At 71.5% G+C, this 20957-nt stretch carries 22 protein-coding genes and 1 pseudogene; 16 read left to right on the plus strand and 7 right to left on the minus strand.

Features of this window, described 5'->3' with window-relative positions:
- Positions 1–121 precede the first annotated feature (121 nt).
- Positions 122–1087 (minus strand): LLM class F420-dependent oxidoreductase, encoded by a 966-nt coding sequence (locus PUR53_RS25185; RefSeq protein ID WP_329909722.1) that lies wholly within the window; start codon positions 1085–1087, stop codon positions 122–124.
- A 167-nt stretch (positions 1088–1254) separates the two neighbouring features.
- On the opposite strand from PUR53_RS25185, the gene PUR53_RS25190 reads away from it, so the two are divergent.
- From PUR53_RS25190 to PUR53_RS25250, 13 genes are read left to right on the plus strand one after another with little or no spacing between them, the layout of a single operon-like run.
- Positions 1255–2676 (plus strand): NAD(P)/FAD-dependent oxidoreductase, encoded by a 1422-nt coding sequence (locus PUR53_RS25190; protein ID WP_329895081.1) that lies wholly within the window; start codon positions 1255–1257, stop codon positions 2674–2676.
- The gene (locus PUR53_RS25195; RefSeq protein ID WP_329895082.1) at positions 2673–4520 is read left to right on the plus strand and encodes a transketolase; all 1848 of its coding nucleotides are present in this window, start codon (positions 2673–2675) and stop codon (positions 4518–4520) included. The genes PUR53_RS25190 and PUR53_RS25195 overlap by 4 nt, the downstream gene beginning before the upstream one ends.
- A 36-nt stretch (positions 4521–4556) precedes the next feature.
- Positions 4557–5480 carry a non-homologous end-joining DNA ligase gene (gene ligD / locus PUR53_RS25200; RefSeq protein WP_329909724.1) on the plus strand — a complete coding sequence of 308 codons (924 nt, stop codon included), beginning with the start codon at positions 4557–4559 and terminating at the stop codon, positions 5478–5480.
- Between the two features lie 52 nt (positions 5481–5532).
- Positions 5533–5907 (plus strand): gas vesicle protein GvpO, encoded by a 375-nt coding sequence (locus PUR53_RS25205; protein WP_329909745.1) that lies wholly within the window; start codon positions 5533–5535, stop codon positions 5905–5907.
- Between the two features lie 45 nt (positions 5908–5952).
- Positions 5953–6378, plus strand: coding sequence for a gas vesicle structural protein GvpA (locus tag PUR53_RS25210; RefSeq protein ID WP_033529797.1), 426 nt, complete (start codon positions 5953–5955; stop codon positions 6376–6378).
- Positions 6375–7124 carry a GvpL/GvpF family gas vesicle protein gene (locus tag PUR53_RS25215; RefSeq protein WP_329895084.1) on the plus strand — a complete coding sequence of 250 codons (750 nt, stop codon included), beginning with the start codon at positions 6375–6377 and terminating at the stop codon, positions 7122–7124. The genes PUR53_RS25210 and PUR53_RS25215 overlap by 4 nt, the downstream gene beginning before the upstream one ends.
- Positions 7125–7153: 29 nt before the next feature.
- Positions 7154–7417: a gas vesicle protein GvpG gene (locus tag PUR53_RS25220; protein ID WP_329895085.1), complete on the plus strand. Its 264-nt coding sequence runs from the start codon at positions 7154–7156 to the stop codon at positions 7415–7417.
- Entirely contained in the window at positions 7414–7992 is a 579-nt protein-coding gene (locus PUR53_RS25225) for a DNA primase (RefSeq protein ID WP_329895086.1), read from the plus strand. The genes PUR53_RS25220 and PUR53_RS25225 overlap by 4 nt, the downstream gene beginning before the upstream one ends.
- Positions 7985–9238, plus strand: a complete 1254-nt coding sequence (locus PUR53_RS25230; protein WP_329909725.1) for an SRPBCC family protein — start codon at positions 7985–7987, stop codon at positions 9236–9238. The genes PUR53_RS25225 and PUR53_RS25230 overlap by 8 nt, the downstream gene beginning before the upstream one ends.
- The gene (locus PUR53_RS25235; protein WP_220645509.1) at positions 9235–9600 is read left to right on the plus strand and encodes a gas vesicle protein; all 366 of its coding nucleotides are present in this window, start codon (positions 9235–9237) and stop codon (positions 9598–9600) included. The genes PUR53_RS25230 and PUR53_RS25235 overlap by 4 nt, the downstream gene beginning before the upstream one ends.
- Entirely contained in the window at positions 9597–10373 is a 777-nt protein-coding gene (locus PUR53_RS25240; protein ID WP_329909727.1) for a GvpL/GvpF family gas vesicle protein, read from the plus strand. Before PUR53_RS25235 ends, PUR53_RS25240 begins: the two co-directional genes overlap by 4 nt.
- Positions 10370–10558, plus strand: a complete 189-nt coding sequence (locus PUR53_RS25245) for a gas vesicle protein (protein WP_033529791.1) — start codon at positions 10370–10372, stop codon at positions 10556–10558. The genes PUR53_RS25240 and PUR53_RS25245 overlap by 4 nt, the downstream gene beginning before the upstream one ends.
- Complete coding sequence (locus tag PUR53_RS25250; protein ID WP_045556598.1) at positions 10555–10836, plus strand: gas vesicle protein K; 282 nt, start codon at positions 10555–10557, stop codon at positions 10834–10836. The genes PUR53_RS25245 and PUR53_RS25250 overlap by 4 nt, the downstream gene beginning before the upstream one ends.
- A 2-nt stretch (positions 10837–10838) precedes the next feature.
- On the opposite strand, the gene PUR53_RS25255 is transcribed toward PUR53_RS25250, so the two are convergent.
- The 3 genes from PUR53_RS25255 to PUR53_RS25265 form a co-directional block, all read right to left on the minus strand.
- Complete coding sequence (locus PUR53_RS25255; RefSeq protein WP_033529789.1) at positions 10839–11009, minus strand: hypothetical protein; 171 nt, start codon at positions 11007–11009, stop codon at positions 10839–10841.
- Between the two features lie 43 nt (positions 11010–11052).
- Positions 11053–11874, minus strand: coding sequence for a class I SAM-dependent methyltransferase (locus PUR53_RS25260; RefSeq protein WP_329895089.1), 822 nt, complete (start codon positions 11872–11874; stop codon positions 11053–11055).
- A 126-nt stretch (positions 11875–12000) separates the two neighbouring features.
- Positions 12001–13494, minus strand: a complete 1494-nt coding sequence (locus tag PUR53_RS25265) for a bifunctional phosphatase PAP2/diacylglycerol kinase family protein (RefSeq protein WP_329895090.1) — start codon at positions 13492–13494, stop codon at positions 12001–12003.
- Positions 13495–13613: 119 nt separating this feature from the next.
- Between PUR53_RS25265 and PUR53_RS25270 the strand changes: the two genes are divergently transcribed.
- The 3 genes from PUR53_RS25270 to PUR53_RS25280 all read left to right on the plus strand — a co-directional run bounded on the left by PUR53_RS25270 (position 13614) and on the right by PUR53_RS25280 (position 16144).
- Positions 13614–15233, plus strand: a complete 1620-nt coding sequence (locus PUR53_RS25270) for an ABC-F family ATP-binding cassette domain-containing protein (protein WP_329909728.1) — start codon at positions 13614–13616, stop codon at positions 15231–15233.
- Positions 15234–15320: 87 nt separating this feature from the next.
- The gene (locus tag PUR53_RS25275) at positions 15321–15554 is read left to right on the plus strand and encodes a DUF6158 family protein (protein WP_329895092.1); all 234 of its coding nucleotides are present in this window, start codon (positions 15321–15323) and stop codon (positions 15552–15554) included.
- Complete coding sequence (locus PUR53_RS25280) at positions 15551–16144, plus strand: TIGR03086 family metal-binding protein (protein WP_329895093.1); 594 nt, start codon at positions 15551–15553, stop codon at positions 16142–16144. Before PUR53_RS25275 ends, PUR53_RS25280 begins: the two co-directional genes overlap by 4 nt.
- 142 nt (positions 16145–16286) lie before the next feature.
- Here the strand turns inward: PUR53_RS25280 and PUR53_RS25285 are convergent.
- The 3 genes and pseudogenes from PUR53_RS25285 to PUR53_RS25295 all read right to left on the minus strand — a co-directional run bounded on the left by PUR53_RS25285 (position 16287) and on the right by PUR53_RS25295 (position 20552).
- Positions 16287–18392 (minus strand): annotated as a pseudogene (locus PUR53_RS25285) (catalase).
- Positions 18392–18934, minus strand: coding sequence for a type 1 glutamine amidotransferase domain-containing protein (locus PUR53_RS25290; protein ID WP_329895095.1), 543 nt, complete (start codon positions 18932–18934; stop codon positions 18392–18394). The pseudogene PUR53_RS25285 and the gene PUR53_RS25290 overlap by 1 nt, the downstream one beginning before the upstream one ends.
- A 121-nt stretch (positions 18935–19055) precedes the next feature.
- Positions 19056–20552: an aminotransferase class I/II-fold pyridoxal phosphate-dependent enzyme gene (locus tag PUR53_RS25295; protein ID WP_329909729.1), complete on the minus strand. Its 1497-nt coding sequence runs from the start codon at positions 20550–20552 to the stop codon at positions 19056–19058.
- Between the last annotated feature and the right edge of the window lie 405 nt (positions 20553–20957).

Consider the following 20957-nt stretch of genomic DNA (forward strand, 5'->3'; position numbering starts at 1 on the left):
CCCCGCTCGCCGTGCTCTCCGTGCGCCCGCGCTCGGCGGTCCGCGCGGGGAACGTGCACTCGGCCCAGACGATGGGGAGAGGGAAACACCATCTGGGCCGAGAACTCGGGGGCGGTGCCGGTCAGCGCGTACCCCGCTGGAGCTGCGGCAGCACCTTTGTGCGGTAGAAGTCGAAGAACCCGCGCTGGTCGGGGCCGATCTGGCTGACGTAGACGCGGTCGAAGCCGGCGTCGGCGAAGGCGGTCAGTTCGGCGACGTGCTCGTCCACGTCGTCGCCGCAGACCGTGTTCTCGCCGACCATCTGCTCGGTGACCAGCGGCTCCAGCTGTTCGAAGTGGCTGGGCGTGGGCAGGATCTGCCCCATCTCGCCGGGCAGCAGCTGGTTCGACCACAGGTGGCGGACGAGCCGGACGGCGGCGTCCCGGTCGGGGCCCCAGCACACCTTCGTCCCGCCGCTGACGGGGTTCGCGCCCCCGCCGCCCTTGCGGTACTGGGTCACCAGTTCCTCGTCGGGGCTCATGGTGATGAAACCGTCGCCGACGCGGGCGGCGAGGGCGGTGGCCTTCGGCCCGAAACCGGAGATGTCGATGGGGACCGGCGCGTCGGGGAGCGTGTAGAGGCGGGCGTTCTCCACCGTGTAGTGCGTACCGCGGTGGGTGACCTCCTCGCCGGTGAACAGGCGCCGCATCACCTGGACCGACTCCTCCAGCATCTCCAGACGGACGTCCACCGGGGGCCAACGGGTGCCGAGGACATGCTCGTTGAGCGCCTCGCCCGAGCCGATGCCGAGCCGGAAACGACCGCCGGTCATCACCGAACTCGTCGCCGCCGCCTGGGCCACGATCGCCGGGTGGATCCGGACGGTCGGGCAGGTCACCGCCGTCTCGATCGGCAGCGACACGGCCTCGGAGAGCGCGCCGATCACCGACCACACGAACGGGCTCTGGCCCTGGGCGTCGTTCCACGGGTGGAAGTGGTCCGAGATCCACAGACAGTCGAATCCGGCCTGCTCGGCCATCCTCGCCTGCTCGATCAGCTCGGCGGGACCGAACTCCTCGGTCGCCAGGAAGTATCCGTACTCGGGCATGGGGGGTACCTCCGCGACAGATGCGATCGGGGCGGGGCCGGAACGCGGTCCGAGTACCCGGGGATCACGGCGGAAACCCGCGCACGATCGGGCGGTCCGCCGGTTTGGGCCCCTTGACCAGGGGGACGCGGAAGGTTCGTACGCACGCGACCCGCCGGAGGCGAACCGTGAGTCGACCCCGCATCGTGATCGTCGGTGCCGGTTTCGCCGGCTACCGGACGGCCCGCACCCTCGCGCGGCTGGCCCGGAACAAGGCCGACATCACCCTGTTGAACCCGACCGACTACTTCCTGTATCTCCCCCTGCTGCCCCAGGTCGCCGCCGGCATCCTGGAACCACGCCGGGTCACCGTCTCCCTCACCGGCACCCTGCCCCAGGTGCGGCTGGTGCTGGGGGAGGCCGACGACATCGATCTCGACGCGCGCACCGTGCGCTACTCGGACCCCGAGGGCGGCGTCGGCACCCTCACCTACGACCGGCTGGTGCTCGCCGCCGGCAGCGTCAACAAGCTGCTGCCCATCCCGGGCGTCGCCGAGCACGCCCACGGCTTCCGGGGGCTGCCCGAGGCGCTGTACCTGAGGGACCACGTCACCCGGCAGGTGGAGCTGGCCGCCGGCAGCGAGGACCCCAAGAGCTGCGACGCGCGATGCACCTTCGTGGTGGTCGGCGCCGGGTACACCGGGACCGAGGTCGCCGCCCACGGCCAGCTGTTCACCGACGCGCTGGTACGGAAACAGCCGTTGCGGGCGGGCATGCGGCCGCGCTGGATCCTGCTCGACATCGCGGACCGGGTGCTGCCCGAGATGGACGAGAAGCTGTCGCGGACCGCCGACAAGGTGCTGCGGCAGCGGGGCGTCGACGTGCGCATGGGGACCTCCGTGAAGGAGGCGACACCGGGCGGAGTGCTGCTGAGCGACGGGGAGTTCGTCGACACCCGCACCCTCGTGTGGTGCGTGGGCGTACGGCCCGATCCGCTCGCCGAGTCGCTGGGCCTCCCGATGGAACGGGGGCGGCTGCTCGTCGAGCCCACGCTGCAGGTGCCGGGGCGGCCCGACGTGTTCGCCTGCGGTGACGCGGCCGCCGTACCCGATCTGACCAAGCCCGGCCAGTACACCCCGATGACCGCCCAACACGCCTGGCGGCAGGGCAAGGTGGCCGCCTACAACGTCGCCGCCTCCCTCGGCCGCGGCGAGCCCGAGGCCTACCGCCACAGCGACCTCGGCTTCGTCGTGGACCTCGGCGGGGTGAAGGCCGCCGCCAACCCGCTCGGCGTACCGCTGTCCGGGCCGGTCGCCGGGGCCGTCACGCGCGGCTACCACCTCGCCGCCATGCCCGGCAACCGCGTCCGGGTCGCCGCCGACTGGCTCCTCGACGCCGTACTGCCCCGCCAGGGCGTCCAGTTGGGCCTCGTACGGTCCTGGTCCGTCCCCCTGGACACGGCGTCACCGGAACTGGCCAGGATGCCGGGCGCGCCGGAGAAGGCGGGGGCGGGCGCCGGGAAGTCGCCGACCGCATCACCGGGCCGCAAGCTCGGCACGGTGTCCGAAGACCCACCGAAGCCCGCCGAGGGTTCGAAAGGAGAGTCATGAACAGCCGTCAACTGACCGAGCTGGCACAGCAGTTGCGGGTCGACAGCGTGCGCGCGTCGGACGCCGCGGGGTCCGGGCACCCGACGTCGTCCATGTCGGCCGCCGAGCTGATGGCGGTGCTGCTCGCGAACCATCTGCGGTACGACTTCGAACGCCCCCAGCACCCCGGCAACGACCGCTTCGTCCTGTCCAAGGGACACGCCTCGCCCCTGCTGTACTCCGCGTACAAGGCGGCCGGCGCGATCAGCGAGACCGAGCTGATGACGTTCCGGAAGCTCGGCAGCCGGCTTGAGGGGCACCCCACGCCGCGGCGCCTGCCGTGGGTGGAGACGGCCACCGGATCGCTCGGCCAGGGACTGCCCGTCGGCGTCGGTATCGCGCTGGCCGGGAAGCGGCTGGACCGCACCGGCTACCGGGTGTGGGTGCTGTGTGGTGACAGCGAACTCGCCGAGGGCTCCGTGTGGGAGGCCGCCGAGCACGCCGCGTACGAGCACCTGGACAATCTGACGGCGATCGTCGACGTCAACCGGCTCGGGCAGCGCGGGCCCACCCGGCACGGACACGACCTGGACGCCTACGCCCGCCGCTTCGCGGCCTTCGGCTGGCACACGATCGAGATCGACGGACACGACGTGGACGCCGTCGACCGCGCCTACGGCGAGGCCGAGTCCACCAAGGGCCAGCCCACCGTGATCCTCGCCCGCACCCTCAAGGGCAAGGGCGTCGAGGCCGTCCAGGACCGGGAGGGCATGCACGGCAAGCCGCTCAAGGACGCCGACGAGGCGATCACGGAACTCGGCGGCGTACGCGACCTGCGCGTCGAGGTCCGGCAGCCGCCCGCCGCCCGGATGCTGCACGCCGTACGCACCGGACACCTGGAACTGCCGCGCTACGAGACCGGTGACGAGGTCGCCACCCGGGACGCCTACGGGCAGGCCCTTGCCGCGCTCGGCTCCGCCCGCGGTGACATCGTCGCCCTCGACGGCGAGGTCGGCGACTCCACCCGCTCCGAGTTCTTCGCCAAGGAGCATCCCGACCGCTACTTCGAGTGCTACATCGCCGAACAGCAGCTCGTGGCCGCCTCGGTGGGCCTCGCGGCACGCGGCTGGGTGCCGTACGCCGCCACGTTCGCGGCGTTCCTCACCCGTGCCCACGACTTCATCCGCATGGCGTCCGTCAGCGGGTCCGGCCTCAACCTCGTCGGCTCCCACGCCGGTGTCGCCATCGGCCAGGACGGGCCCTCGCAGATGGGCCTGGAGGACCTGGCGATGATGCGGTCGGTGCACGACTCCACCGTGCTGTACCCGTGCGATGCCAACCAGACCGCCAAGCTCGTCGGCACCATGGCCGGCCTCGAGGGCATCCGCTATCTGCGGACGTCCAGGGGCGAATCGCCCGTCCTCTACAGTCCGACCGAGGAGTTCCCCGTCGGCGGCAGCAAGGTGCTGCGCGCCTCGGACACCGACCGGCTGACCGTCGTCGCGGCCGGCGTCACCGTCCACGAGGCCCTCAAGGCCGCCGAGGCTCTGGACCGCGAGGGCATCCAGGTCCGGGTCATCGATCTGTACTCGGTCAAGCCCGTCGACCGCCGCACCCTGCGGGAGGCCGCCGAACGCACCGGCTGCATCCTCACCGTCGAGGACCACCACGAGGAGGGCGGCCTCGGGGACGCGGTCCTCGACGCCTTCCTCGACGGCCGCCCGGTGCCCCGCCTGGTGCGCCTCGCCGTCCGTACGATGCCGGGCTCGGCCTCCCCCGAGGAGCAGCTGCGCGAGGCGGGCATCGACGCGGAGGCGATCGCGGTGGCCGGACGGATGCTGGTGGAGCACGCGATCACGCCCTGAACGTTCTGAACGATCGCGATCCGGAAGGAGCAGGCGATGGGGGACACGCACACGATGCGCGTCGGCCGCCGTACCGTCGAGATCCACCGGCCGGACAAGGTGCTGTTCCCCGCCGACGAGGGCGGCGGCAAGGAGTACACCAAGGGCGACCTCGTCGCCTATCACCGTGCCGTCGCCCCCTTCATGCTGCCCCACCTGCGGGGACGCCCGCTGATGCTGGAACGGCATCCGGACGGGCTCGACGGGCCCATGTTCATGCAGAAGAACACCCCCGAGCACTACCCGGACTGGATCGAACGCGTCGAGGTGCCCAAGGAGGGCGGCACGGTCGTCCACCCCGTCTGCGACGACGCGGCCACCCTCGTCTACCTCGCCGACCAGGCCTGTCTCACCCTGCACCGGTGGCTCTCCCGGACCGGCGACGTCGAACGGCCCGACCGGCTGGTCCTCGACCTCGACCCGGCGGTGGACGACTTCGCCCAGGTCAGGGAGGCGGCCCGGGATGTGCGGGAGCTGCTGGAGGCGCTGAGACTGCCGTCCGTGCCGATGACCACCGGCTCCCGGGGCGTCCACGTCGTCGTACCGCTGAACGGGCACGACGACTTCGACACGGTGCGCGGCTTCGCCCGGGAGATCGCCGACGAACTCGTCCGCGCCCATCCCGAGCGGCTCACCGTCGAGCCCCGCAAGAAGGACCGGGGGGACCGGCTCTACCTCGACATCCAGCGCAACGCCTACGCCCAGACCGCGGTCGCCCCCTACACCGTGCGCGCCCGCCCCGGCGCGCCCGTGGCCACGCCCCTCACCTGGGAACAGCTCGACGACCCGGCCGTCGACGCCCGCCGCTGGACTCTGGCGGACGCCATCGACCAGGCCCGTACAGATCCCTGGGCGGGGGCGTTGCGCCGGGGCCGGGCGCTCGGCCCCGCGCGGCGCAGGCTCACGGCCCTGCGCGGCTGACACCGACAGGTTTGGCCAACGGCCGAGGGGCCACTCGGTGTTCGAGGTGGCCATGTCGAACACATCGAACACATCAAAAGCACAGAATTCACGTACAGCACATGAGTCGGACGAAACCGAGGAAACCGAAGAGGTGCGGGAATCGGCGGACGAGCGCCCCAGCCCCATGCAGGTGCTGCGTCATGCGCGGACCCAGCTCGCGGAGCTGACCGGCATGGCGCCCGAGTCCGTGTCGTCGTTCGAACAGACCGAGGACGGCTGGATCTTGGAGGTCGAGGTCCTGGAGATCGCCAGGGTCCCCGACACGATGAGCCTGCTCGCGAGCTACCGGGTGGAACTCGACCCCCAGGGTGAGCTCACCGGCTATCGGCGTGTCCGCCGTTACGAACGCGGGAGGGCTGACCCACATCGCCCCGGTGGCCGGTAGGCCGCGTCCCGCTCCAGCATCCACAGACAAGGAGGATCAGCCGGCATGACCGTAGTCCCGGCACAGCAGTCCGGCGGCGGAGGCGGCAGCAGCGGCCTGTACGACGTCCTGGAACTCATTCTCGACAGGGGGCTCGTCATCGACGCCTTCGTGCGAGTCTCCCTGGTCGGCATCGAGATCCTGAAGATCGACGTCCGGGTCGTCGTGGCCAGCGTCGACACCTATCTGCGCTTCGCCGAGGCGTGCAACCGGCTCGACCTGGAGGCCGGACCGCGCAAGAACCCTGGCCTGCCGGACCTCGTCGGTGAGATCACCGAGTCCGGCGCGCGCGGCAAGTCCAAGGGGGCGCTGTCCGGCGCCGCCGAGACGATCTCCGACGCCTTCAAGCAGGCCCGCGAGGAGGGTCAGTCCGAGTCGCGGCCGCGGGCCCGCAAGACCACGAGCTCGCGCAAGAGGGAGGAACAGGAGTGAGCACGTACGTCTACGGCATCACCGCGAGCTCGCACCCCGCTCTCCCCGAGGGCATGGGCGGTGTGGGAGATCCGGCCCGCCCGGTGCGCATCCTCAAGGAGGGGAAGCTGGCTGCGATCGTCAGTGAGGCCCCCGAGGGGCTGCGCCCCAAGCGCAAGGATCTGCTCGCCCACCAGAACGTCCTGAGCGAGGCGGGCGCGGGCGGCCCCCTGCTGCCCATGCGCTTCGGCAGTGTCGCCCCGGACGACGCGTCCGTCACCGGGGTGCTCGCCGAACGCGCGGAGCACTACACGGAACGGCTCGGCGCCCTCGACGGCAAGGTCGAGTACAACGTGAAGGCCAGCCACGACGAAGAGGCCGTGCTGCATCGCGTGATGGGGGAGAACCCCGAGCTGCGGGCCATGACCGAGGCCAACCGGCAGGCGGGTGGCGGTACCTACGAGGACCGGCTGCGGCTCGGCGAGATGGTCGTCGCCGCCGTGCAGGCCCGGGAGGCCGACGACGCGACGGAGTTGCGGCAGGCGCTGGAGCAGGCCGCCGAGACCGTCAGCGCGGGCCCCGAGTCGACCGGCTGGCTGGCCAACCTGTCGTTCCTCGTGGACCGGCAGTCGGCCGCGGTCTTCCTCGACGCCGTGGAGGAGGTCCGCAAGAGCCATCCGCACATCGAGGTGCGGGTGAACGGGCCGCTGCCGCCGTACAGCTTCGTCGAACCCGGGCCCGCGCAGCCCGCCGAGACGACGCACTGACAGCGCGCGACGGCCGAGGAGGCAGGTACATGGGACTGATCACCGAGGTGCTGCTGCTGCCGTTCGCACCGGTGCGCGGCAGCCTCTGGGCGGTGAGACAGGTGCTCACCGAGGCCGAGCGCCAGTACTACGACCCGGCGGCCGTCCGCGCCGATCTCGCCCGCCTCGAGCAGCGGCTCGACGCGGGCGAGATCGATGAGGAGGAGTTCGACCGCTTGGAGGACGAGCTCCTGGAGCGGCTGGAGATCAGCGCGCGGAGGAGCACAGGAACCGGCAACGGGACGACACAATGAATCGAATCGGACTGGGCCTCGCCGTAGGGGCCGGATACGTCCTCGGACGTACCAAGAAGATGAAACTCGCGTTCGCCGTCGGCACCATGGTGGCCGGCAAGCGGATGCACCTCAACCCACGGGCGCTCGCGGAGCTGGCATCGCAGCAGCTGCAGAACAACCCGCAGTTCAAGGAGCTCGGGGACCAGCTCCGCGAGGACCTGCGCGGCGCGGGCAAGGCGGCCACCGGGGCGCTGGTCGAGCGGCAGATCGAAGGGCTCGCCGGCCGGCTGCACGGACGTACCTCGCAGGTGCGCGACCGACTCGCCGGGGTGACGCCCGACGTGTCCGGACGCGACGAGGACGAGGAGGAGCCGGAGTCCGGCCACGACGCGCCCGAGGAGTCGCGGCGGTCGTCGCGCGGGCAGGCGGCGAAGAAGCCCCCGCCCAAGAAGGCCGCCGCCAAGAAGACGGCCGCCAAGAAGACCGCCCCGGCGAAGAAGGCGGCTCAGGCGAAGAAGACCGCACCGGCCAGGAAGACCGCACGCAAGGCCACGCGGTCACGGACGACGAGAGGAGGCGGCGGCGATGACTGAGACCCTCGGAACGGCGACCGGCCGCGCGACCGGCGAGGTGGCGGACCGGGCGAAGGACGCGACGAAGAGCAATCCGCTCTCAGACCTCGCCCACAGCGAGGCCGTCGACCATCTCAAGGCCGAGGCCCGGGAGTACGTGGCCGCGCAGGCCCAGCGGCTGCTTGTCGGCGCCGGCCGCAAACTCGGCGAGACGACCGGCAAGCTCAACGACATCGCCGACGGCAACAGCCCCGGCTTCGCCAAGCTGGCCCTCGACGGCGGCCGTAAGCTCGCCGAGGGCAAGGGGCCGCTGCGCTCCGCCCTGGAGATGGGCGCCGGCCGCGCCAAGGACAAGGTGGTCAGCGCGTTCAAGAACCTCGGCGGCGGCAAGGGCAAACGCAAGGGAAGCTCGGGCAACAAGCCCACGGTGATCATCGAGTCCATCGACGTCGGGGTGCCGGTGCGGACCGCGTACGACCAGTGGACCCAGTACCAGAGCTTCAGCACCTTCGCCAAGGGGGTGAAGAGCGCCAACCGGGCCGACGACACCCACTCCGACTGGCAGATGAAGATCTTCTGGTCCAGCCGCGGCTGGAAGGCGCAGACCACCGAACAGGTGCCCGACCAGCGGATCACCTGGACGTCGGAGGGCGCCAAGGGCACCACGAAGGGCGCGGTCACCTTCCACTCCCTCGCCGACGACCTCACCCGGGTCCTGCTGGTCATCGAGTACTACCCGCAGGGCTTCTTCGAGAAGACCGGCAACATCTGGCGCGCCCAGGGCCGCCGGGCCCGGCTCGACCTCAAGAACTTCGCCCGCTTCATCACCCTCAAGGGCGAGGCCGAGGACGGCTGGCGCGGCGAGATCCGCGACGGCGAGGTCGTCGTCAGCCACGAGGACGCCGTCGCCGAGGAGGAGCGGGAGGACGAGGAGCAGGAGGAGCTGCCCGAGGGCGAGGCGTCGGAGGACGGCGAGGCCGAGGGCGAGTACGAGGAGGACGAGGACGCCGACGAGGCCGAGCCGGACGAGGAGCCGCGTGACTCCGACGAGGCGGACGAGGCCGAGGGCGCCGACGAGGACGAAGAAGAGGTCGAAGGGTACGTCGACGAGGACGAGGAAGGCGACCTGGAGGACCCGGACGAGGTACCGGAGGGCGAGTACGAGGACGTTCCCGAGGCCGAGGACGACGCCGGGGAGGACATCGACGAGGAACCGTACGAGGATGAGGACGAGGAGCGGGCCGCCGCCGGCGGGAGTCGCCGATGACGTTCCCGAGCCGAGTCCCCGAGCCGTACGGGCAGAACGGGAGTGCCAACCTGGCCGACATCCTGGAGCGTGTCCTCGACAAGGGCCTGGTGATTGCGGGTGACATCCGCATCAACCTGCTCGACATCGAACTGCTCACCATCAAGTTGCGCCTGATCGTCGCCTCCGTCGACAAGGCCAAGGAGATGGGGATCGACTGGTGGGAGACCGACCCGGCGTTGTCGTCCCACGCGCGCCGTGACGAACTCTCCCGTGAGAATGCCGAGTTGCGCGCCCGGCTCGCGGAGCTGGACGACGGCGGGCTCCGGCGGGAGCCGGAGCCCGCCATCGAACGCGGTCGCGCCAGAGAGGAGCCCTCATGACCGGACTGCGGTACGTGTACGCCGTCTGCCGCCCCTTCGACGCGGCGCTCCAGTCCCAGCTCAAAGGGGTCGCGGGGGCGCCGCCCCGGCAGTTGCGCCACCACGACCTGATCGCCGTGGTCAGCGAGGTGCCGGAGCGCGACTTCGCGGAGCAGCCGCTCCGCGCCCATCTGGAGGACCTGGACTGGCTGACCGAGACGGCCCGGGCCCACCAGAGCGTGATCGACGCCCTCACCGTCGTCACCACCCCGCTGCCGCTCCGGCTCGGCACCGTCTTCCGCGACGACAGTGGCGTACGGGTCATGCTGGAGGCCCGCGAGGAGGGATTCCGGCGCACCCTGGACCGGCTCGCGGGCCGGGTGGAGTGGGGCGTCAAGATCTACGCGGAGTCCGAGGAGCGAGAGGCCTCCCAGGCGCCCGCGAAGGTCTCCAGCGGGCGTGACTATCTCCGGCAGCGGCGGCGGAGCCACCGGGCCCACGAGGAGATGTGGGAGAAAGCCGACCGGTTCGCCCGGCAACTGCACGAAACTCTCGCCGAATTCGCCGAGGATACCCGGCTGCACGCCCCGCAGAATTCCGCGCTCTCCGGCGTTCCCGGACGCAATGTGCTGAACGCGGCCTATTTGGTGCCGCGCGCGCATTCCGAGGAGTTCGTGGAACTGGTGGACCGTACGAAAGGTGAGGAACCGGGATTGCGAGTGGAACTCACCGGGCCGTGGGCCGCCTATTCCTTCAGCGGTGAGACGACCGGGACCGGGGAGGAAAGCCCGTGACCGTGATCGAACGTCGTGAGGTCGCCCTCGTCGACCTCCTCGACCGGCTGCTGGCCGGCGGGGTCGTCATCACCGGGGACCTCACCCTGCGCATCGCGGACGTCGACCTCGTCCGCATCGATCTGAACGCGCTGATCAGCTCCGTGAACGCACAGGTCCCGTCACCTTGGGGAGGCATCGAGTGAGCGGCCGCAACCGTCTCGAACTGGAGCCCGACACCGTCGAGAGGGACCTGGTCAAGCTGGTCCTGACCGTCGTCGAGCTGCTCCGTCAGCTCATGGAGCGGCAGGCACTGCGCCGCTTCGACACCGGAGAGCTCTCGGAGGACCAGGAGGAGCGCATCGGGCTCACGCTGATGCTGCTGGACGATCGTATGACCGAACTGCGGGAGCGCTACGGCCTGCGGCCCGAGGACCTGAATCTGGACCTCGGGCCGCTCGGACCGTTGCTACCGCGGGAGTGACGTCACCACCTGTACCAGCGGCTCCTTCCTCCGGAGGCGGACGTGCCGCGCACCAGGAAGCCGAGGAGCCACAGCACCAGGACGGCCAATGCGATGTACCAGAGAACCTTCACTGCGAATCCGGCGCCGAAGAGAATGAGCACCAGAAGCAGTACCAGCAGGATGGGAACCATTATGCGAACCTCCTGATGGTCCGTGTTTCCAGTATTCCCGCTTTCAGGCCGTCTTGCGGCAGAGAATTTCTCCGTGGAGTACGGCGAACCAGCCGTCCTCCTGTCGTCCCCATTCCCGCCAGGACTCGGCGATCGCCCGCAATTGCCCGGCCGTGGCGTGACCGCCGTCGGTGGCCCGGTCGGCGTAGGCGGAGGCGACCGTCCGGTCCGCCCACAGTCCGCTCCACCAGGCCCGCTCCTCCGCCGTGGCGTAGGTCCAGGTGGCGGAGGTGGCCGTGATGTCGGTGAGCCCGGCGCGCAGCGCCCAGGACTTCAGCCGGCGCCCGGCGTCGGGCTCACCGCCGTTGGCGCGGGCCACCCGGCGGTACAGGTCCAGCCAGTCGTCCATGCCCGCCGACTCGGGGAACCAGGTCATGGCGGCGTAGTCCGAGTCGCGGACGGCGACGATCCCGCCCGGCCTGGTGACCCGGCGCATCTCGCGCAGTGCCTGCACCGGGTCGCCGACGTGCTGGAGCACCTGGTGCGCGTGGACCACGTCGAAGGCGTCGTCCGGGAAGTCCAGGGCGTGGACGTCCGCTACGGCGAAGTCCGTGTTCTCCAGGCCGCGTTCGGCGGCCGTGGCCCGGGCCTGGTCCAGGATGCCGGGCGCGTGGTCGACGCCGGTGACATGGCCGTCCGGAACCAGGGCGGCCAGATCCGCGGTGATGGTGCCCGGGCCGCAGCCGATGTCCAGGATCCTCATGTCGGGCTTCAGTGAACCCAGAAGGTATGCCGCCGAGTTGGCGGCCGTGCGCCAGGTGTGCGAGCGCAGCACCGACTCGTGGTGCCCGTGCGTGTAGACGGCGGTCTCCTGTGCCTTCGGCATGGCCGTTCCCCTTCCACGAGGACCGCGACGACCGCGGCTTCGTCCTCGAACCGTACGCGACCATGCCGAATGGTGAGACCGCCGTCTTGAATTATGGACACGCCTGCGTCGGTGTCGCGGTGGGTCTCAGCTCATCGGTACGGGGCGGTACACCGTCAGCGCCTCCGGGAGCTTCCGGAGCGTCAGATCCCCCTGCACCTCGGTGACTTCGCCGTCGTAGGCGAGGAGGGTGCCCGGTGCGATGCCGTCCACCCGCAGCCGCCGTACGCGGACCGCCGCGTGGGCCGGGGTCCGGGTCAGCGGGCCCGCGGCGGCCGCGGCCAGCAGCCGCAGGGCCGGGCGGCGGCCGCCGTGCACGACCCGGACGTCCAGCAGGCCGTCGGCCAGGTCGAAACGCCGGGCGGGGGCGAAGCCCAGCCGGTGGTAGGTGCCGTTGCCCGCGAAGAGCAGCCAGATCGGGCGGGGTCGGCCCTCGAACGTGGCCTGCAGCGGATGCCGGTCGGAGCGCAGGACCCGCAGGGCCGCGATGACGCCCGCGGGCCAGCCACCGACCACCTTCTCCCAGCGCTCGCGCTCCCGCACCAGCTCGGGGTAGACGCCGAGGCTGAACGTGTTGACGAAGTGGCCCTCCGTGTCGCCGGTGCTGAAGTGCCCGAGGTCCACCCGGACGGCCTCGCCCCGGCGCACCGCGCGGCCCAGGTCGCGTACGTCCTCCACGCCGAGGTCGTACGCGAAGTGGTTGAGCGTGCCGCCGGGCAGGACGGCGAGGGGGAGGCCGTGGCGCAGGGCCACTTCGGCGGCGGCGTTCACCGTGCCGTCGCCGCCGCACACGCCGAGCACCCGGGCGTGGGCGGCGGCCTTCTCCAGTTCGGCGCGCATGTCCTCCGGCTCGCACTCCACTGTTTCGGCCCCGGGCAGTACGTCCCGCAGGGCGCGCACCCGGTCCGACGTGCCGGAGGCCCGGTTGGCCACCACGACCAGGCCGTCGCCGTCCGGTAGCGCGGGCGCGTCCACGTAGGGGCGGCCGGGCGGTGGCAGCTGGTCGCGGGTCGGCACGATGCCCCGTACGGCGTAGGCGGCGCCCACGCCCAGGGCGGCGCCTACCAGGACGTCGCTCGGGAAGTGCACGCCCGTGTACACCCGGGACAGCGCCACGGCGGCGGCCAGTGGGGCGACCGCGGCGCCCCAGCCGCGCGACTCCAGGGCGACACCGGCGGCGAAGGCAGCGGCGGAGGCGGAGTGGCCCGACGGGAACGACGTGGTGATCGGTTGCCGCTTCAGCTGACGGGTCAGCGGCACGTTGTCGAGGACCGGACGGGGGCGGCGGATCGAACGCTTGCCGAGGGTGTTGATGGTCGCCGAGGCGAGTGCGAGCGAGGCGACGCCCCGGACGGCCGCCTTGCGGGCCCTCGGGCTCCGGGTCGCCGCGATCGCCGCCGCCGTGGCGAACCACAGCACCCCGTGGTTCGCGGCGCGGCTCAGCTTCGGCAGGAAGGGGTGGGCGCCCGGCCAGTCACGGGTCGCCACCGCGTTGAACAGGCGGCTGTCCGCGGCGAGGAAACGGTCGCGGAGGATGTGGTGGCCCGGGGGGCGGACGGTGAGGTCGACGTCTGGGGTCATGGTCCACGAGTACCCCATGGGGCGGGTTACGTGTCGGGCGGGGGCGAGCGAGCGTGGGAGATGGGCGGGCGGTGAAATGGATTTGCTCGGGTGTGGCGCGGGCTCGGACAATGCGCCCCATGGGACATCTCGAAGCCGCTCACCTGGAGTACTACCTGCCGGACGGGAGGGCGCTGCTCGGGGACGTGTCCTTCCGGGTGGGGGAGGGGGCCGTCGTCGCCCTCGTCGGGCCCAACGGGGCCGGGAAGACGACGCTGCTGCGGCTGATCTCCGGGGAGCTGAAGCCGCACGGCGGATCGGTCACCGTCAGCGGGGGCCTCGGGGTGATGCGGCAGTTCGTGGGGTCCGTGCGGGACGAGACGACCGTGCGGGACCTGCTGGTGTCCGTCGCCCAGCCCGGGATCAGGGAGGCCGCGAAGGCGGTCGACGCCGCCGAGCACGGGATCATGACCGTGGACGACGAGGCGGCCCAGCTGGCGTACGCGCAGGCCCTCTCCGACTGGGCCGAGGTGCGCGGCTACGAGGCCGAGACCCTGTGGGACATCTGCACCATGGCCGCGCTCGGCGTGCCGTACGAGAAGGCGCAGTTTCGGCAGGTGCGGACGCTCTCCGGCGGTGAGCAGAAGCGACTCGTCCTGGAGGCGCTGCTGCGCGGCACCGACCAGGTGCTCCTCCTCGACGAGCCGGACAACTACCTCGACGTCCCCGGCAAGCGCTGGCTGGAGGAGCGGCTGAAGGAGACCCGCAAGACGGTCCTCTTCGTCTCGCACGACCGGGAACTGCTCTCCCGCGCCGCCGAGAAGATCGTCAGCGTGGAACCGGGACCGGCGGGCGCGGACGCCTGGGTGCACGGCGGCGGGTTCGACACCTACCACGAGGCCCGGCGGCAGCGCTTCGAGCGCTTCGAGGAACTGCGCCGCCGCTGGGACGAGAAGCACGCCCAGCTGAAGAAGCTGGTACTGACACTCCGTCAGGCGGCCGCCGTCAGCCATGAGATGGCCTCGCGGTACGCCGCCGCCCAGACCCGGCTGCGCAAGTTCGAGGAGGCCGGTCCGCCGCCGGAGCCGCCGCGCGAGCAGGACATCACCATGCGGCTCAAGGGCGGCCGCACGGGCGTGCGGGCGGTGACCTGCGAGGGACTCGAACTCACCGGCCTGATGAAACCCTTCGACCTGGAGGTCTTCTACGGCGAACGGGTCGCCGTCCTCGGCTCCAACGGCTCGGGCAAGTCCCACTTCCTGCGGCTGCTCGCCGGCGACGACGTGGCCCACACCGGGCAGTGGAAGCTCGGCGCCCGGGTGGTCCCCGGCCACTTCGCGCAGACGCACGCCCATCCCGAGCTGGAGGGCCGGGCACTGCTCGACATCCTGTGGAAGGAGCACGCGCAGGACCGGGGCGCCGCCATGTCCCGGCTGCGCCGCTACGAGCTGACCAGGCAGGCCGAGCAGCCCTTCGACCGGCTCTCCGGGGGCCAGCAGGCCCGCTTCCAGATCCTGCTCCTGGAGCTCCAGGGCGTCACCGCGCTCCTGCTCGACGAGCCCACGGACAACCTCGACCTGGAGTCGGCCGAGGCGCTCCAGGAGGGGCTGGAGGCCTTCGACGGGACCGTCCTCGCCGTCACCCACGACCGCTGGTTCGCTCGTTCGTTCGACCGCTATCTGGTCTTCGGCTCGGACGGCCGGGTCCGGGAGACCCCCGAGCCGGTCTGGGACGAGCGACGCGTGGAGCGCGCCCGCTAGGGGGTGTTTCGAAAGTCCCGCGCGGGGGCCCGGCGGCCGGGATCTTCGTACAGTGGAGGAAGGACCCACCGAGATCGGGGTACCACCATGACCGGAGTGCACCCGGACCAACTGGACGACCAGCAGTTGATGAAGGAACTGGAGTCGATCCACCGCACGCGGCACGACACACTGCTGCACGGCTCGACCGAGGCGCTGCGCACCCACAACGAACGGATGGCCCAGCTGGAGGGCGAGTATCTGCGCCGCCACCCGCGCCGGCCGGTCGTCCCGGGCCGTACGCGCGACGGCGCGCGGGATCGAGGGCCGGCGTCGACATGAGACCCGGCGCGACCGCGGGGAGGCGTGCGCTGCTCGACCGGCACGCCGAGGCCCAGGACGTCTTCGGCGCGCGGGTCCACGCCGTCCGGGACGACCAGTGGGGGGCGGACACGCCCTGCGCCGAGTGGTCGGTCCGCGACCTCGTCAACCACCTCGTCTCCGAGCAGCTGTGGGTGCCCTCGCTGGTACGGGACGGTTGCATGATCGAAGAGGTCGGCGACACGTTCGAAGGGGATCTGCTGGGGCCCGACCCCGCGGCCTCCTGGGACACCGCCGCGCACTCCGCGCGGGAGGCGCTCACGGCCCCCGGTGCGCTGGACCGCACGGTCCACCTGTCCTACGGCGACACCCCGGCGACCGCGTACTGCGCGCAGATGGTCGCCGATCTCGTCGTGCACGCGTGGGATCTTTCACGGGCGATCGGCGCGGACGAACGGCTGCCGGGGGAGCTGGTGCGGTTCGCGGTGGACGAGATCGCTCCGTACGCCGGTGATCTGGAGAAGAGCGGGCTGTTCGCGGCGCCGGTGGCTCCGCCGGTGGGGGCGGATGCGCAGACCAGGTTGTTGTGTCTGCTCGGGCGGAGGCCTTAGCGCCGGAGGCCCGAGGGCCGGTTCGGGGGTGGGGGTGGTTGTGCGTCGCGGGGTGCGGGTGCGTCGTGGTTGCTCGCGCAGTTCCCCGCGCCCCCTAAAGCGGAGGGGGCGCCCCTTGTTGCGAGGGGCGCCCCCATAGCGATCAGCAGCGGGTCGGTGGGCGGTTCCAGTGGCGGTGGGCCGCTATCGCCGTGATGAACTCCCTCGTGAAGTCGTCGCTCGCGGTGCCCTGGGCCGTGTCCGTGACCACGCCCCGGTCGGCGACCACGTGGTGGAACTCGGAGGAGAGGCGCACCCCCTCGGGCTGGAGCGCGGCGAGGATGCCGACGCCGGAGCCGAGGGCGCCGATCGGTTTGCCGTGGCGGTAGGCGTCGCGGACGAAGCGCATGGCGTCGGGGTCGGTCGACGGGGACGGTGTGGCGACGGGACCGCCGGGCAGCAGCACCGCGTCGTACAGGACCGACGCCACCGTCGGCAGGGCCCGGTCCACGGTGTACTCGGCGCCGTCCGCCCCGCGTACCGTGCCGTCCTGGGCGGCCAGGGCCTCGACGACGGCGCCCTCGGCGGCCAGGGCCTCCCGCACACTGGTCACCTGCTCGGCATCCACCCCGTCGGCCACCAGCACGGCGATCTGCCGGGTGCGGAGGGAACCGGGGCCGCGCTGCGCCTCCAGGCTGAGCGCCGGCGAGGCGAGCTTGTACGCCACCGGCTCGGCGTCCGACGGGACGGGCACACCGATGCCCTTCGCCACCTCGGCCGCCAACTCCGGGTCCACCTTGGTCAGTTGCTCCACCGTGCGGGCGCGGACGGAGAGGGCGCCGACCTTGCCCAGCTCGAAGCGGAAGGCGTCCACGATGTGCTGCTTCTCCCAGGGGGCCATGCTGTTCCAGAACATGGCCGGCTGGCTGTGGTGATCCTTGAAACTCTCGCTGCGGCGGCGGATCTTGGCGCCGTCGACCCGCTCGGCGAGGTGTGTGTAGGCCTGCGGGTCGACGCCCGCGTGGGCCGGGCAGCCCCCGCCGAGGGAGTTCGGGAAGTAGTTCGTGCCGCGGTGGATCGCAGACTGGTGATAGCCGTCGCGGTGGTTGGTGCGCACCGGGGCCACGGGTCGGTTCACCGGCAGCTGGCTGAAGTTGGGGCCGCCGAGGCGGATCAACTGGGTGTCCAGGTAGGAGAAGTTACGGGCCTGGAGCAGCGGGTCGTTGGTGAAGTCGATGCCCGGCACCACGTTCGCGGTGTGGAAGGCGACCTGTTCGGTCTCCGCGAAGAAATTCTCGGGGTTGCGGTCCAGCACCATACGGCCGATCGGCCGCACCGGCACCTGCTCCTCGGGGATGAGCTTCGTGGCGTCGAGCAGATCGAAGTCGAAGGCGAACTCGTCCTCCTCCGGCACCAGTTGGACGCCCAACTCCCACTCCGGGAACTCGCCGGCCTCGATGGCGTCCCACAGGTCCCGGCGGTTGAAGTCCGGGTCCCGGCCCCGGCACTCCTGCGCCTCGTCCCACACCAGCGAGTGCGTGCCCAGCTTCGGCTTCCAGTGGAACTTCACGAACGTGCCCCGCCCGTCGGCGGTCACGAAACGGAAGGTGTGCACGCCGAAGCCCTGCATCATGCGGTAGCTGCGCGGGATCGCCCGGTCGGACATCAGCCACATGATGGCGTGCAGCGTCTCCGGCTGGAGGGACACGAAGTCCCAGAGCGTGTCGTGCGCGGACGCGCCCGTCGGGATGTCGTTGTGCGGCTCCGGCTTCACCGCGTGCACGAAGTCGGGGAACTTGATCCCGTCCTGGATGAAGAAGACCGGGAAGTTGTTCCCGACCAGGTCGTAATTGCCCTCCGAGGTATAGAACTTGGTCGCGAAGCCGCGTACGTCCCGCACGGTGTCCGCCGAGCCGCGCGGCCCCTGCACGGTCGAGAACCGTACGAAGACCGGGGTGCGGACCGAGGGGTCCTGGAGGAACGCGGCCCGGGTGAACTCCGCGCAGGACTCGTACGGTTCGAAGTACCCGTAGGCGCCCGCGCCCCGGGCGTGGACGACCCGCTCCGGGATCCGTTCGTGGTCGAAGTGGGTGAGTTTCTCCCGGAAGTGGAAGTCCTCCATCAGGGTCGGCCCGCGCTCACCGGCGGTCAGCGAGTCGTCGGTGTGGTCGACGGCCACGCCCTGGTCGGTGGTGAGGGGGCCCGACGCCGGGTCGACCGGGTGGGCGGCCTCGCGCTACTCCTGCTTGCGGTCCATGGGCGAGCTCATCAGGCGGCCTCCTGGGAGAACACGTCGAGGAACGCCTCACAGAACGCCTTGAGGTCGTCCGGTTTGCGGCTGGTGACCAGCTTGCCCGCGCCGTGGTCGCAGATCTTCACCTGCTCGTCCACCCAGGTGCCGCCCGCGTTGCGGATGTCCGTCCGCAGACTCGGCCATGAGGTCAGGACCCGGCCGCGCACCACGTCCGCCTCCACCAGCGTCCACGGCGCGTGACAGATCGCCGCGACGGGACGGCCCCGCTCGAAGAACGACCGGACGAACGACACGGCCCCCTCGTCCATGCGCAGGAAGTCCGGGTTGGCCACCCCGCCGGGCAGGACCAACGCGTCGAACGACTCGGCCGGGGCCTCGCCCACCACGGCGTCGACGGGGAACGTGTCCGCCTTGTCGAGATGGTCGAAGGCCTGGATCCGTCCGGACTTCGTCGACACCAGCACGGGTTCGTGACCGGCGTTCTCCGCCGCCTGCCAGGGCTCGGTCAGCTCGATCTGCTCGACACCCTCGGGTGCCGTCAGGAATGCGATACGCATGGCTGCTCGGTCTCCTCTCCTTGCCGTGTTCCTCGCGGTGTTTCTCGCGGTGCTTCTTGCGGTGTTTGGCGGGGTGTTTCTTGGGGTGTACGCCGTGTTCCGTGGCTGGTTCCGCCGTCGGTCACCGGGCCACCACACGCAGGGTGCGCAGCTCCGGGTCCGACGGATCGGGTACGTACATGCCGTGCTCCACCCCGGATCCGAGGTACTCCACGACCGCCCGGTCGATCCGTTCGCCCGGACAGATCACCGGCACCCCCGGCGGATAGGGGCTGGCGGGCTCCGCTGCCACCCGGCCCACCGCTTCCTCCAGCGGCACCTGCTCCACCGGCCCGAAGAAGGCGTCGCGGGGGAGCATCACGCTCTCCAGCTCCAGCTCCGCCGGTTCGGGCAGCCGCATGTCCGGCCGCGGCGGCAGCGACTCGCGCCGCTTCACCAGGTCCGTCAGGGCGTCCAGCAGGGCCGCGCAGCTCTCCTCCGTGTCGGCGTGGGTGAGTTGGGCGACCACACGCCGGTGGTCGCCGAGCCCGAGATCGACCCGGTGGTGCTCGCGCAGCCACTCGACGGCCGCGTAACCGCTCGTGCCGAGACCGGCGACGTCGATCACGACCATCAGCGGGTCGTACGCGAACGCCCGCCCAGGACGGGTGAGTTCGGCGTCGGCGAGCGGGACGAGTCCGGGCAGTGCGGCCACCTCCGTACGCAGCCGGGCCGCCAACCGCAGGGCGTGGTCGAGGAGTTCATGGCCGCGCTCCACCATCTGCCGCCGCCAGCCGTCCAGCGCCGCCCACATCAGGACCGACGGGCTGGTGGTGTTGAGCAGATCGCCGCGGAGCCTGAGCACGGCCGGATCGACCAGGTCGCCCCGCAGATGGAAGACCGAGCCCTGCTCCAGACCCGCGCCCATCTTGTGCACCGACGTCACACACAGGTCGGCGCCCGCGTCCATCGCCCAGCTCGGCAGGGCCTCGTGGAACGGCAGATGGGCGCCCCACGCCTCGTCGACGATCAGCGGCCGGCCGTGCGCGTGGCAGACCTCCGCGATCGCGGCGATGTCCGCGCAGGTGCCGTACGCCGTGGGCGAGACCAGCAGCATGCCCTTCGCGTCGGGCGCCCGCTCGAAGGCCTCGGCGACCTGCTCGGGGCCCGGCGGATGCGACAGCGCGTGCTCGGCGTCCCAGCGCGGGCGCACCCACACCGGTTCGACGCCGGCCAGGATCACGCCCGCGATCACCGACTTGTGGGCGTTGCGCGCGATCAGCAGCTTCTCGTGCGGCCCGGCGACCGCCAGCATCGACGCCTTCACCGACAGGGAGCTGCCGCAGGTGGAGAAGTACGCACGGTCCGCGTCCACCGCGTCCGCCATCAGCTCCTCGGCGCGCTCCAGGACCCGGCCCGACATCCGCCGGTCGTCGAGCCCGTTGAGGGCGAGCACGTCCGAGGCGAACACATCGGGGCCGAGTGTGAGCGCGACCCGCGCGTCCACACCGGTCCCGCCCTTGTGGCCGGGCGGCGAGAAAGCCCGACGCCCGCCGCGCCGGTAGCGCTCCAGGGCCTCCAGGACGGGGGTACGGGAGTGATCGGGCCACTGATCGGTGCGCACACTGTCGTCGTCCATGGTCTCCGTGCCGGTCGCTTGTCCGATGCGGTGGTGGGTTGGTGCCGGGGGTCGGTCGGTGCCGGAGGCGGCGGGCGGGGTGACCGCGAGCCGGTCCGGCGGGGTGAGGCGGGCCCGACCCCGGTCCGGCGGCCGGGATCGGGCCGCCCGTCAGGCCGGGACCGGCCCCGGGCCGATTCCCGCGGCCGGGGCCGTCCCCAGGCCGGTCGCGGACATCGCGTCCGTCCCTGGGCCGGCCCCGGGGGTCGGGTCCGCCCTCGTGTCGGTCCCGGTGATCGGGGCCGCTTCGGTGCCGATTCCCGAGGCTGGGGCCGTCTTCGGTCCGGTCGCGGACATCGCGTTCGTTCCCGGTCCGGTCCCGGAGGGCACGTTCGTTCCCTGGGCGGCCCTGGGGAGCGGGTTCCC

Origin of the sequence: Streptomyces sp. SP18BB07 (genome assembly GCF_036322545.1) — a bacterium.
Taxonomy (GTDB): domain Bacteria; phylum Actinomycetota; class Actinomycetes; order Streptomycetales; family Streptomycetaceae; genus Streptomyces; species Streptomyces deccanensis.

Coding starts and splice junctions, on each gene's coding strand:
- PUR53_RS25225 (WP_329895086.1), top strand. CDS start 7,414: ATGAATCGAATCGGACTGGGCCTCGCCGTAGGGGCCGGATACGTCCTC.
- PUR53_RS25290 (WP_329895095.1), bottom strand. CDS start 18,934: ATGCGTATCGCATTCCTGACGGCACCCGAGGGTGTCGAGCAGATCGAG.
- PUR53_RS25270 (WP_329909728.1), top strand. CDS start 13,614: ATGGGACATCTCGAAGCCGCTCACCTGGAGTACTACCTGCCGGACGGG.
- PUR53_RS25195 (WP_329895082.1), top strand. CDS start 2,673: ATGAACAGCCGTCAACTGACCGAGCTGGCACAGCAGTTGCGGGTCGAC.
- ligD (WP_329909724.1), top strand. CDS start 4,557: ATGGGGGACACGCACACGATGCGCGTCGGCCGCCGTACCGTCGAGATC.
- PUR53_RS25240 (WP_329909727.1), top strand. CDS start 9,597: ATGACCGGACTGCGGTACGTGTACGCCGTCTGCCGCCCCTTCGACGCG.
- PUR53_RS25220 (WP_329895085.1), top strand. CDS start 7,154: ATGGGACTGATCACCGAGGTGCTGCTGCTGCCGTTCGCACCGGTGCGC.
- PUR53_RS25210 (WP_033529797.1), top strand. CDS start 5,953: ATGACCGTAGTCCCGGCACAGCAGTCCGGCGGCGGAGGCGGCAGCAGC.
- PUR53_RS25280 (WP_329895093.1), top strand. CDS start 15,551: ATGAGACCCGGCGCGACCGCGGGGAGGCGTGCGCTGCTCGACCGGCAC.
- PUR53_RS25230 (WP_329909725.1), top strand. CDS start 7,985: ATGACTGAGACCCTCGGAACGGCGACCGGCCGCGCGACCGGCGAGGTG.
- PUR53_RS25235 (WP_220645509.1), top strand. CDS start 9,235: ATGACGTTCCCGAGCCGAGTCCCCGAGCCGTACGGGCAGAACGGGAGT.
- PUR53_RS25205 (WP_329909745.1), top strand. CDS start 5,533: ATGTCGAACACATCGAACACATCAAAAGCACAGAATTCACGTACAGCA.
- PUR53_RS25185 (WP_329909722.1), bottom strand. CDS start 1,087: ATGCCCGAGTACGGATACTTCCTGGCGACCGAGGAGTTCGGTCCCGCC.
- PUR53_RS25260 (WP_329895089.1), bottom strand. CDS start 11,874: ATGCCGAAGGCACAGGAGACCGCCGTCTACACGCACGGGCACCACGAG.
- PUR53_RS25255 (WP_033529789.1), bottom strand. CDS start 11,009: ATGGTTCCCATCCTGCTGGTACTGCTTCTGGTGCTCATTCTCTTCGGC.
- PUR53_RS25265 (WP_329895090.1), bottom strand. CDS start 13,494: ATGACCCCAGACGTCGACCTCACCGTCCGCCCCCCGGGCCACCACATC.
- PUR53_RS25295 (WP_329909729.1), bottom strand. CDS start 20,552: ATGGACGACGACAGTGTGCGCACCGATCAGTGGCCCGATCACTCCCGT.
- PUR53_RS25275 (WP_329895092.1), top strand. CDS start 15,321: ATGACCGGAGTGCACCCGGACCAACTGGACGACCAGCAGTTGATGAAG.